Genomic DNA, 12,147 nt, shown 5'->3' with positions numbered 1-12,147 from the left:
GGGCATCGGATGACGCGTTCGGCAGGGGTGCCTCACGCCTCGTCCAGGATCCGGGAAAGGTAGCGGGCCACCGCGCGCACGGCGGCCATGGAGCCGGGATAGTCCATCCGGGTCGGACCGACCACTCCCAGCGTGGCGACGGCCTCGTCCCCCGGACCGTAGCCGGTGGCGACGACGCTGGTCGAGGCGAGCTCCTGGTAGGGGCCCTCGGCGCCGATCCGCACGGTGACCAGGCCACCCGCCGTCGCCTCGCCGATCAGCTTGAGCAGCACCACGTGCTCCTCCAGCGCCTCCAGCAGCGGGCGCACGGCGGTGTCGAAGCTGTCACCGAAGCGGGCCAGATTGCTGGTCCCACCCACCGCCACCCGCTCGTCGGAGCGGTGGTCGCTCATCGCCTCGATGAGCGAGTCGACCACCGCCGCGGCGATGCCGCCGTCGCCCGGGGTGCCATCCGGCCTCCGCTGGTCGAGTCGTACGGCGACCTCGCGCAGTTGCTCGACGGCGGTGCCGATGAGCTGTCCCGACGCGGCCACGTTGAGCCGCGCCCGCAGCTCGCCGAGCGAGGCGTCGGTGATGTCCTCGGGGATGTCGTCGGGCAGCTCGACGATGCGCTGCTCGACCCGGCCGGTGCTCAAGATGACCACCACGAGCAGACGCAGCGGGGCGAGCGCGACCAGCTCGATGTGCCGCACCGTGGAGCGGCTCAGCGTCGGGTACTGCACCACCGCGACCTGGCGGGTGAGCTGGGAGAGCAGCCGGGTGGAGCGCTGGACCACGTCATCGAGGTCCACCGCTCCCTCGAGGAAGCTGGCGATCGCCCGTTTCTCCGCGCTGGTCATCGGCTTGACCGTGGTCAGCCTGTCGACGAAGAGCCGGTAGCCCTTGTCGGTGGGGACCCGGCCGGCACTGGTGTGCGGCTGCGCGATGTAGCCCTCGTCCTCCAGCACGGCCATGTCGTTGCGGACGGTCGCCGGCGAGACGCCCAGGCCGTGCCGCTCGACCAGCGCCTTGGAGCCGACCGGCTCCTCGGTCTGGACGTAGTCCTCCACGATGGCGCGAAGGACCGCGAGCCTGCGCTCGTTCTGCATCGCCCCTCCGCTTCTCGCCGTGCTCTCTCGTGCCTGTGCCCTCCTTGGGCCTTCCCTGAGCCGTCCTCGGCTCATGGGCGCTGGTCGGCATCGGCTCGCTGGCACTCAATATCAACGAGTGCCAATCCTACCCGCCACCGCGCCCCGCCCGAAGACGACATGACGGGCCTCCCGGAACGGGCCCGTCAGAACGGGCCGCCTCCAGCGATCCCCTGGAACCGGTGGCCACCCAAGAGCGCCCGACGGCGACCCGGCCGGGCGGTCGATCGGCGGGCCCGGGGCAGCCGATGGGCTGGCTCTGGACCGGCGAGGGACCGGCGAGGGACCCGCGGGACGCGTGAGACGGGTTGCGCATCCGGGCTAGCTTTAGGTTAGGCTCGCCTTAGTCGATCGGAGATAGCGCATGGACGCCCCCTACAGCAGTACCGGCAGCAGCACCGGACGGGACACGGTTGGAGACGACCTGACCTCTCCGGCCAGACTCGCCCGCAGCATCCTGTCGTGCCCGACCGAGGTCGAGTTCGTCATCGACGGGGTGAGCCACCCGCTCGCCGACGACACCGACCTGCCGCTGCAGGACCACGCCGGCGTACCGACCTTCAGCTGTACGCCGAACGGCGCCCTCGCCCGAGCCGGGCAGGAGGGCCGGCCGGTGGTGGTCACGGTGCGCAGCGCGATGCGCTCGGCGGAGATGGACCTGCGCGGCACCCAGCTGGCACTGGCCGGCCGATTGCGCTCGACCGGCCCGGAGTACTGCGAGTGCTGCGACGAGGTGCGCGACCGGCTGGTCATCGACCTGGAGATGATCCGGCTGCGCGAGTGCGCGGATCTCGACAGTGAGCTCGGAAGGACCGCGTCCGGGTCCGCGGAGGCGCGCCGGACCGACATCGCCGTCGAGGCGTTCCTCGACCCGGCGCACCACCTCAACCCGGGCTATCTCCAGCGCGCCGTGGATCATGCCAACCACAGTCATCAGGAGGAGCTGCGACGGGCGGTGGCGGGGCGCACCAACTCCCGGTTGCGGCACGTGGTCGGCGTACGGCTGGCGAACCTGACCGCCCGCAGCGTCGAGGTGCAGTGGATCACCGCCGACGGCGGCAACCGCACGGTCGTCCGCTTCCCCTCCCCGGCGACCACGCCCGAGCAGCTCGGCGAGGCACTGCGCCGGGCGCTGCACCCGGGGCTGTGCTGAGATACATGCTCGGTCGGCTGCGTCAGCCGTTCCTGCTCGCCGGCGGCGCCTCCGCCCGGCCGGGGCGTCGCGACCCCCGGAGGACGAGCTCGCGGCGCAGCTCCGAGCCGAGCCACCGGTAGCGCGGCCAAACCCAGGCGAGCCGAGCGGCAGCCCGGTGGCCGGTCTCACTCCTTCTCGAAGCCGGACGTCTCGAACCTGAGCGTGGTGGCGTTCTCCGAGACGGTCCGCACCCGCGCCTCGTCGAAGCCCGCACGCGCGGTGGCGCTGATCTCGATCCGTACCTGCAGATCGACACCGTCGGCCACGAGATGAGCCAGCACCTCGTCGACGATCTTCTTGAAGTCGACGGCATAGCGCTGCGGATCCAGTTCCTTGACGCCGAAGAAACGGTGATGAAGCTCGACGGCCGGCGTCCAGGACACATCCGGCCTACTGGACGTCGCGGGAGCGCCGGTCACCCCGTCGGCCCCGTCGGTTCCATCGGCACCGTCCGGATCGTCGGGCCCGTCCGGATCGGCGGGATCGGCGGCCTGCGCACGTTCCTCGGCCAGCTGTGCCTCGGCGACGTCGGGGCGCACCAGCAGCACCGAGTTCGTGATCGCCACGGTGCCCGCCTCCGATCCCGGCACCAGGCCGACGTACCGCTGGCCGTCGTACGACTCGGCCACGGCGAACCCGTCCACGGTCCACAGCATCGGCTGGTCGACCACGCCGGCGTTGAGGACGGACTGGTCGCGCAGCCGCGGGAGGTAGGCGTAGGAGGCGAACAGCTCCCACAGCTCGCCGACCGAGACGTGGCCGGACTCCCAGATCCGCGGTGCCCGCGCGATCGCCATCTTGATGTTGATCGCGGCCTGCCGGGTGTTGAGCTGGCCGTCGTTGCCGAGCCGGCGGCTGACCCGCTCGGCGAGCCGCTCGCTGGCGCCGTCGACCTTGGACTCCGCGATGACGAACGGCGCACCCGGATCCGGCTGTTCGGGCACCAGCGCCCATTGATAGGCGCCGAGCAGCCGAGCCTCGACCGTCGAGTCGGCCTGCCCCCTCTTCTCCTCGGCCTGGTTGCGCTGGTTCTGGGTGAGGTCGAGATCGTGTGAGGCGAGCACCGAGGCCCAGCCCAGATAGTCCCGCACCGCGGCGACGACCTCACCCATTCGGTCGGTGTCGGCGGCGAGGAAGACGACCATGTTGCGGTACCTGCGGTGCCCGGAGCCCTTCGCCTCGGTCGCCTTGGTCGCGAACGTGCGTGCCGAGGTGTCGCTGGCCTTGCGCGAGTGCCGGTGCTTGGGATGAAGGATCACCAGACGCGCCTCGTCGACGTCCGGGATGTCGCCGGTCTCCTCGGGGCACACGTGTACGGCGGCGAAGTCGCCATGGCTGCGGTTCTGGACGCCGAGCCGCCGGACGATCTCGGCCCAGACGTCCTCGAGGTGCATCCGCTCGGCCTGGTCCTTGGCCCGCCGCGAGATGTTGGCCTGCAGGTCGTACCAGTACTTGCCCTGGCCGGAGTAGAAGTACGTCGCCCGGTCGCCGAGCTGGGTGAGCGCGGAGTGGAAGTTCCCGGGCACGTCGCCGGGAGTGGCGACGCCGAGGAAGACCCGTTGGGTCTCGATCCCCTTGTGCGCCGAGCCGATCGTCGGGGCCGCGCCGAAGAAGACGGTGCGTGCCAGTCGTCGGGTCAGCGATCGCGTTCCGAAGACCGGCTTCTCGGTGTCGATCCGGACCGGTTCGGAGTTGGCACCGTCGACATCGGCATCGATGATCGCCTTCCACTGGTCGGGCAGGTACTGGGTGAGCTCGGTGTTGACCGCCGCGATCTGGATCGGGATCGAGCCCGGCAGGATCAGCGCCCCGGCGTCCTGGCCGACCCAGAGGGCGTGGATGACGGCATTCATCAGGCGCAGCACGCCTCGGGTGCGCTGGAAGCGCTCGAGGCTCGACCAGTCCTCGTAGAGCCGGTCGAAGAGCTCGGGATGGACCGGATAGGTGTGCTTGATCCGCTCCTCGTAACCGGCATCCCGGGTCTCCCGGGGGAAGTCCCCGGGATGCTTGCGGTAGAGGTCGACGAACGCCTTCGCGGTGGCGCCGATGGCGGCCAGGGCAGCGGCGTCCGGCGTGACGAAGAGCCGCTGGCGCACGATGTGATACGCCTCGTCGGATGAGGCCGGCCGCCACTGATCGGCCACGCGTCGTACGACGTTCTGCAGCCGCTTGAGCGCCTCCATGCCGTTGGCGCCCCCGACCTCCTCGGCGTTGCCGTCGGCCCCCGGCCCGGTGCCGTCCGGGCCGACGTCGGAGGCCGGGATCGAGATCGCCAGCAGGATCCCCGGCGTTCCCTTCGCCGCCTCGGTGAGCGACTGTGCGAAGGTGAACTGATCGTCGAAGGTGCCGGCCGCGAGGTCGTGACGTCCGACCAGCGAGCGCGCATAGGCCACCCACTCGTCGATCAGGATCACCGCCGGCGCGTACGCCGCCAGCAGCTCGTGCAGCGCCGCACCGGGTGGGGTCCGCTTGCGGTCGGCATCGGCCACGACGTCGTACGCCGCCCGGCCACCGAGCTGCCAGGCCAGCTCACCCCAGATGGTGTTGACCTGAGTGCCGTCCGGCTTGACCGAACCGGCCGGCGAGAAGTGGTTGCCCACGATCGCGACCCGGTTGACCCTGCTCGGCACGCCGCCGGCCGCGGTGAGCAGCTCCTGGACCTCCTGCGGGTACTCCCCCGCCGCCGTCCCGCCGGCCAGGTGCCACAGCGACAGCATCGAGTGGGTCTTGCCACCGCCGAAGTTGGTCTGCAGGTTGACCACCGGGGAGGCGTTGTCATCGCCGGAGAGCCGCCGGGCCGCCCGGCTGATGAGGTCCTTGAGACCCTCGGTGAGATAGGTACGGCGGAAGAACTCGATCGGGTCGGCGTAGTCCCTGCCCTGCTCGGGATCGCCGCTGGCGACCTTGTAGAGATCGGCGGCGAACTCGGAGGCGTGGAAGTTGCCGGTGGCGACGTCCTCGTGCGGTTGCAGCACCTCCCGCCACGGCCGCAACCCGGCCGAGTCGGGGTTGGTGGCAGCGGCGCTGCGCAGGGTGCGCCTGTCGTCCTTGTCGGCGGTGATCCGGCGGAGGTCGAGTCGGATCTTCGCCACCCGGTCGGCGGCATCCGGCGCACCGATGCTGATCAGGAGTCGCTCGGCGGTGTCGAGCGCCCGGTAGGCGTCGTCGTCGGTGAACGACTTCATGTGCGCCCAGGCGTGACGCACCTGAAGCAGCTCGCCGGCGTAGGCCTCCCCGATGCGGCCGAGGGACGCCTTGAACGGCTGCCAGCCGCGCTTGAACCGGCCGGGGTAGTTCTCGGCGAGGAACTTGAGCTGGATCGAGGGGTCCCTGCCCTCGACCGGGTGGTTGCTGCGACTGACCGCGACAAAGATGTCGGTCCATGACTTGTCGGCGGCGATCTCGGGCGCGATGGTCCCGGTGATGAAGTCGCCCAGGACCGGACCCAACGTCTCGAAGAGCTGCCCGATCCGCTCGCGGTTGCTGGTTGCCATCAGTCCAGGCCCCATTCCTTGGCCAGCAGTGCCGTCAGCGCCCGTTGCCGCGACTCGACCACCTCCGGGGTCCAGACGTCGTGCTCGATCACCTGGGTGGTGAGGGCGAAGACGGCCGATCCGGTCGGGCTGGCGAAGTAGCGCTTCTTCTTGGTGACGAAGTCGTAGTTGTTGGCCTGGCTGTTCTTGCGGTGGTTGAGCAGCAGCAGGTTCCCGATCCGGTGCGTCCACCGCTGGCGGTCCTCCTCGGTGAAGTCGAGGAGCCACTGGCTGTCCGGCTTCGGGTTCTGCGGAAGGACATGCTCGATCGAGATGATCTTGTGGTTGTACGTCGCTCCTGGCTCCCGGGCGAGCAGCTCGTCGAGCCGCAGCATGACGTAGCGCGCCCGTCGGGGCTGCATCCGGTAGACCTCGCCGTTCAGCGCGTCGAGCGAGAGTCGCTTCTCCTCCTCGGTCAACTCGAACGAGGGCGCCTCCAGGCCGGCGCCGTCCTTGAGCTCGTTGATCAGGTCGAGATAGCGGCCGATGCGCGGGGTGGTGTAGGTCTGCCGCAGCAGGAAGCTGGCCGCCAGACGCTCGAGCCTGCCCAGGAAGGTCGTCAGGTACGCGGCGTCGTCGGGGTGCTCGGCCAGCGCCCACAGCGCCGGCGGCCGCCAGTCCTTGTTGTCGATCATGGCGAGCCGCTTGAGCCAGTCATTGACCGCCACCCACTCATCGCCCGGCCCGAAGTCACGCTCGACGGTGAACTCGAAGGCCTGCGCGTAGGGAAAGAGGAGCTCGTCGATGAACTCCTCCGCGCGGCCGGTGTCCAGGTAGGCATCGAGCACCTGGCGGGGGAACTCGGTGAGCAGCTCACGGCGGACCCGCTCGCCGCTGACCACGGTGCGCAGATCTCGGAAGAGGTCGGTGAAGCTGTCGCTGCCGAGCGATTCCTCGGCCAACTCCCAGCGCCGGGCGTAGGTCGAGCGGTCCTCCACCTTGCCGATCACCCGCGACTTGAAGATGTCGGCGGCGGTCAGGTCGAGACCGCGCGCGTTCATCACGCTGAAGATCCGATAGGCGCTGTCCAGGTTGGGCGTGCTCACCACGACCAGATACGTGCGGGTGCTGGCCAACGTGGCCAGACTCTGGCGTTTGGCGTCGGTCCACTCCGAGAGCCGCCCGAAGAGTGCGGCGGCGTTGTCCCGGAGCGCGCGCTGCGGCTCGGTGGTCGCGGCCGCATCGCTCAACGCGATCAGGGACTCGATGTTGCCGGGCTCCTGGACATACTTGAGGAAGAAGGACGCGTCCTGGTCCCGCAGGGTGAGTCGTGGCCGGGCGGCGATGCCGTCGAGCTTGTTCCCGGGGTCCATCACTCGGGCACCGAGGTTCTGGGAGAACTCGGCGTCCTCGACGAGGTCGCGCAGCACCGAGAAGAGGATGGTCAGGGTGGTGAGCCGCTGTTGCCCGTCGATCACGTCGAAGGCACCGCTGCGCTGTTCCACCAGCACCAGCGAACCGAGGAAGTACGGCTCATCGTCCGCGCGCTCGAGGGTCACCTCCAGGTCGTCGAGGAGTTGCAGCGCCTGTTCGGTGCCCCACCGGTACGGACGCTGGTACTCGGGGATGTTGAACTCGAAGTCGCTCGAGAACACCTTCCGCAATGGGTGCTCGTGTGCGCTGAGCGTGCTGACCATCAGTCCTCCTCGTCGAAGTCGAAGGCTCCCTGGACGGGTGCCGCGGCCGGAGCCCGCTGTGCGGCCTCGGTGATCTCTGGCCAGCTGGTGACCAGGGCGTTGAAGGCGAGCGCGTCCTTCGTCCAGCCGTTGCCCTCGGCGATCCGGAACAGCAGGTGGGCGAGCTCCTTGACCAGGTCCGCCTCGATCACCCGGTCCTCGCGGGAGAGCGCGAGCCGCAGCAGGTCGCCGGCCGGCCCGATGCCGTCGCGCTCCAGCGTCTTGACCAGGTGGTGCAGAACCTCCCAGTTGCTGATGTGCAGATCGGCGACCGGGTCGTAGTCGGCCGGCAGCTCGGCCGGGCCGATCAGCTTCACCACGCCGGCACGGCTGGTGAGGATCTCCTCTCGCTCCAGCGTCGTGACACTGGTGTTGCGGGCCCGGGCCAGGCTGTCGGCGGCGCCGAAGAGTCCCTGCCCGTAGCCGTGCTGGCGGTACCACGCCAACGCGAACCGGCTGACCGGATCGAGGTCGCTCTCCTGCTCGGAGAGGACGGCGTCCAGGATCTCGTTGATCCGCGCCAGCGCACTGCGCACCGTCATCGTGGTGCCGTCGTTCTCGATCACCCCGGAGTAGCGGGAGAAGACCGCCATGCCCGGCCCGATCGCCGCCTGCGGCAGATCGACCGGCGCGATCTGGCCCTGCTGCAGCTTGCGGAGCGCGTCGGGAAGCTCGGCCTCCAGCGCGGCGATGAAGCCACGGCGGTCGATGGAGGGCGCGGCCTCGTCGCGCGGACGGAGCGAGAGCACGATCGAGGAGGCCAGGGCGTTGGTGCCGCTGGCGATCATCCGATTGCCGAGCTCCGAGCGATTCGGCCAGGTCGAGGTGATCTCCCAGCCGGAGTGGATCATCCCCTCCAGCAGCGTCTCCCAGCCTGTTGACGCCTCGCCCGAGGCGTCCGACTCACTCTGTTTGAACGCATACCAGACCGTGATCGGCACGTCCTCGCGCGCGCTCTCCCGCGCCCGGGCGAACACCTCCCGGAAGCCGTCCTCGAAGAACTCCCGGGCGCCGACGCGGCCGTCGTGACGGTACGGGTTGGCGACCAGTTCCTCGGCCTTCGGCACCAGCATCGTGGACAGCAGGTCGGGGCGCACCGCCCTCAGTGAGCGCCGGAGCCAGACGTAGAAGAAGTCGGAGAGGTCGGAGTAGCCGATGTTGTCGTAGTACGGCGGGTCGGTGCTGACCACGAGACCGTCGTAGGACCGCGACGACGCGTCCGCCTGCTGGACGACAGCCGGGGGTCCACCGGTGTCCCGTAACGCCTTCACGAGATTCCCTAGGCTCACCTCGAAAGCGCCTGCGGCCTTTCCAAAGGGACGTGTTTCGGCAAAGTCCCACAGCATCGGGATTGCCTGTCTGCCGAACAGGTTCCGAACCTGTTCCTTTGTGTTCTCCCATCGGCACAGTGCGTTCGCTATGTCGGTCATGCGACTCACCCCCAGCCCCAGGTAGGTCGCTACCGCATCGCCGTACTCCGGGGTGCCCCCGTCGGCCAGTACACGCTCCCGCGCCTCCATCACCAGGTCGCTGAAGGTGGTGAGTGCCACGAGCTGGCGGTTGGTGAACAGGTCGGCCCACGTCGTCATGCCGTAGGCCTGGACACGGAAACTTGGTGCCTGCGGGGGAATCCGTGCCTCGGGAGCATCGCCCGGCCGTTCGACCGCCGCTGCCTCAATCTGCGGCGTAGTCGGTTGAAGGTAGACGCGCCGACGTTCCCCTTCAGCGACAACCGCCATCAGCTGGCTACCGATGCGCCCAGCGCGCCCCTCGGCCCGGACGTACTTGAGATCGACGGCCGTTTGGCATGCGAGGCACGTCGCACCCGTACGCCCCACCGTCCCGTCGCTCTCCTTGGTCGGGGCGCCCGCCGGGTCGTGCCCGATGTCGAACCGCACCCGCTGTCCGGACGGGTGCGTCGAGTCGGCGACGACGCGGGGAACGACGTACGCCTCCTTGCCCTTCTTCTTGCCCAGCCACCAGGAGCGGACCAGCGGCATCTCGATGCCGCAGGCCGGGTTCGGGCAGGTGACGGTGCGGGCCCAGATCCAGGCGATCACGGTGGCCTCCGAGCCGTCGGACAGCATCGCCTTCGGATACAGGTGTCCGATCCGCCTCTGGGCCTCGTCGCGCATCCACTGCCCGTAGGCGCGAACGTCGGCGGCGAGACCCTCGGCTCCCTTCCAGGTGCGGATCTCGGTGTCGGCGAGGCCCGGGAAAACGGGCGGCTGGTCGCGGAACCTGGGTGGGATCTCGATCAGCGCCTTGTTGATCAGCACCGCGACCGGATTGAGGTCGGAGGCGTGCGCCTCCAGCCCGAGCCGTTGTGCCTCCAGCGGGATGGTGCCGCCGCCGGCGAACGGGTCCAGGATCAGCGGCGGGCTGCCGTCCGTCGACTTCAGGATCTCGGCGTGGGCCTCGGCGAAGAGCTTCTCGTCGCGGACGTTCTCCCAGACCACCAGCCGTTCGATCAGCCGGTGCAGCCGTTCGCGCTCCTTGCGCTGCAGCTCCTCGGTCGGGAACTCCTCGGGCCGCGCGCTCGGGTCGTCGACGAGCTGGGCGAAGAGCACCGCCCGTGCCGCCGCCAACGGCCGCCGCGCCCACCACAGGTGCAGCGTCGAGGGGTGCCCATGCCGGATCGACTTCTCCCGCGCCGACTCCCGGTTGATCGCCTCCAGCGGCAACGCCACCTCGATCAGCTTGCGCTTGCGATCGGCCACATCCACTCCATCTAGCCCAACGTGTTGGGTCTTCGTGATTCGACGAAGGCGTGCGTCGCTACTGCGGCGCACGCCACTACCCAACTTATTGGGCAGTCGGCATCATGTCAGCCGGAACCGACACATTCGCGCGCAACACGTTGAGCCGACTCGGGGACGGCGGTCCTGATGCTGCCCCATGCACGCGGCAGCATCCAGATGGAACCAGCGAAAGCGCACGCCGAGAGCCGACCGGTACCGGTCGTGAGCCAGCGGCTGCGCCGCGACTTCGGCAACGGCTGCGAGTCCTACGCACGGGACGGCACGGCGATCGACCTGCCCGACCGTCGGGTCGAATATCCCGACCGGGACGCGATCACCTGGCATCTCGACACCGTGTTCAAGGGAGCGTGACCTGTCGGCACGCGCCCGACCTCACGTCCGCCGATGGAACCTCACCGCGCCGTTCGCGAGCCTGGTGTGCTCGTACGCGGGATCATGCGCCCGTCGATGATGGTGCCCGCAGAGGCTGATCCCGTTCTCCAGGTCGGTGGCACCGCCTTCGGACCAGGGCAACAGGTGATGGACGTCGGTCCAGGCCGCCGGGATGTCGCACCCTTCCGCCTGGCAGCCGCCATCACGCAGCCTGATCGCCCTACGCTGCGCCCTGGAGTAGAGCCTGGTCCTGCGACCCAGGTCCAGGGGCTGGCCCTCGGAGCCGAGGACGACGGGGATGATCCCGGCCCCACAGGCGAGCCGGCGGGCCTGGTCGGCGGTCACCTTCTCTCCCTCGAACCCACCGGCCCCGGACAGGTCGGCGGTCGCCAGGTCCCTGAGCAGGTCCTCCAGGGCGATGGTGACCACGACCATGGTCGTATCGCCGCCGTGATCGGGCAGGGTGTCGGGATCGAGATGCTCGATGATCTCGCAGAACGCCATCCCCCGCAGACGGGAATTCCGGGTGGCCGAGACGAATTCTCCGGACTCCTCGAGGTGCTGTCTGCGGGGCTGGGTGAACGCATCCAGGACGGTGGCGAGCCGATGCGCCGACGCGCTCGGCAGGCATGCGTTGATATCGGTCGTCCCATCGCCGTTGCGACGGAATCCGAGCCGGGTCGACCTCTCGTCCCGAGCCTCGTCCTCGGCCAACCTCGCGGCCTCCTCGGCTTCGAAGCGCACGGGGTCGATCTTCTCCAGGATCCACCTACCCAACCGAGCCAGGCCCAACGGCGCGAACTCGCCGGCGTAGCCGATCAGGTCGCTCTCCGCGCGTCGCAGCGTCAGCTCGTCCAGATCGTCGGGCAGGTCCTCCAGCGCGCGGACGATCACCCGCGTGTGCGCCGGGCTGATCTGCCCCTCGGCCAATGCCGAGCCGACCCCCGTCCAACGGCGGTCGAGCGCGGCCGCGAGTCGAGCGTCCGCACGCGCCTCGCCCCGATTGAGGTGCAGCTCGCTCGCACACCATGCCGAGGCATCCTTCGCTCCGGACTCCGCCGCGATGTCCGACGCGGCGGCCATCACCGCGAGCCGTAGCGCCTCGAGCCGCGCGGCGGCCTGCTGTGCCTCGCGCAGCACCTGCTCCTTCTCCCGCATCGTCAGGAAGGTCGCGCCGAGCTCGGCGATCCCGGCCAGCGTCTCGTTCACGCCCGCGACCGCGCGCAGGATCGGATGCGGCGCACCCGGCACCGCGAACCCCGAATCCTGCGACTGCGACTGCGACATCGCAACCACTCCCCAGAAGCGACCAGCGTCCGCGTGACGCCGTACGGCAATTCTAGTACGAACACGTGTTCCAATCAAGGAATCTTGCATCTTTAGCGAAGACTTTACGGAAGCGATTCGACGCTGCCTTGTTTTCCACAGAATATTCCACTGACCGTGGATAAGTGGTGGCGATTCTGGGTCCGTCATCCTCGG

Annotated in this window: 7 protein-coding genes; 2 read left to right on the top strand and 5 right to left on the bottom strand. The window is 69.3% G+C overall.

What is annotated here, in order from left to right:
• Positions 1-32 precede the first annotated feature (32 nt).
• Entirely contained in the window at positions 33-1,088 is a 1,056-nt protein-coding gene (gene hrcA / locus QM638_RS19050; protein WP_415144549.1) for a heat-inducible transcriptional repressor HrcA, read from the bottom strand.
• Positions 1,089-1,491: 403 nt separating this feature from the next.
• Between hrcA and QM638_RS19045 the strand changes: the two genes are divergently transcribed.
• Positions 1,492-2,280: a hypothetical protein gene (locus tag QM638_RS19045; RefSeq protein WP_415144547.1), complete on the top strand. Its 789-nt coding sequence runs from the start codon at positions 1,492-1,494 to the stop codon at positions 2,278-2,280.
• 167 nt (positions 2,281-2,447) lie between these two features.
• Here QM638_RS19045 and QM638_RS19040 read toward each other — a convergent pair whose 3' ends face one another.
• Genes QM638_RS19040 through QM638_RS19030 form a run of 3 tightly spaced genes read right to left on the bottom strand, consistent with a single transcriptional unit; the run spans position 2,448 to position 10,251 of the window.
• A complete protein-coding gene (locus QM638_RS19040) occupies positions 2,448-5,816 on the bottom strand; it encodes a DUF499 domain-containing protein (protein WP_415144545.1) in 3,369 nt (1,122 codons plus the stop codon).
• The gene (locus QM638_RS19035) at positions 5,816-7,492 is read right to left on the bottom strand and encodes a DUF262 domain-containing protein (RefSeq protein WP_415144543.1); all 1,677 of its coding nucleotides are present in this window, start codon (positions 7,490-7,492) and stop codon (positions 5,816-5,818) included. Before QM638_RS19035 ends, QM638_RS19040 begins: the two co-directional genes overlap by 1 nt.
• Positions 7,492-10,251 carry a DUF1156 domain-containing protein gene (locus QM638_RS19030; RefSeq protein WP_415144541.1) on the bottom strand — a complete coding sequence of 920 codons (2,760 nt, stop codon included), beginning with the start codon at positions 10,249-10,251 and terminating at the stop codon, positions 7,492-7,494. The genes QM638_RS19035 and QM638_RS19030 overlap by 1 nt, the downstream gene beginning before the upstream one ends.
• Before the next feature lie 198 nt (positions 10,252-10,449).
• On the opposite strand from QM638_RS19030, the gene QM638_RS19025 reads away from it, so the two are divergent.
• Positions 10,450-10,644 (top strand): hypothetical protein, encoded by a 195-nt coding sequence (locus QM638_RS19025; protein ID WP_415144539.1) that lies wholly within the window; start codon positions 10,450-10,452, stop codon positions 10,642-10,644.
• 21 nt (positions 10,645-10,665) lie between these two features.
• On the opposite strand, the gene QM638_RS19020 is transcribed toward QM638_RS19025, so the two are convergent.
• A complete protein-coding gene (locus QM638_RS19020) occupies positions 10,666-12,141 on the bottom strand; it encodes a DUF222 domain-containing protein (RefSeq protein WP_415144537.1) in 1,476 nt (491 codons plus the stop codon).
• Between the last annotated feature and the right edge of the window lie 6 nt (positions 12,142-12,147).

This window comes from Nocardioides sp. (assembly GCF_047606145.1).
Lineage (GTDB): Bacteria > Actinomycetota > Actinomycetes > Propionibacteriales > Nocardioidaceae > Nocardioides.
This window is presented reverse-complemented; position numbering and strand designations above follow the sequence as displayed.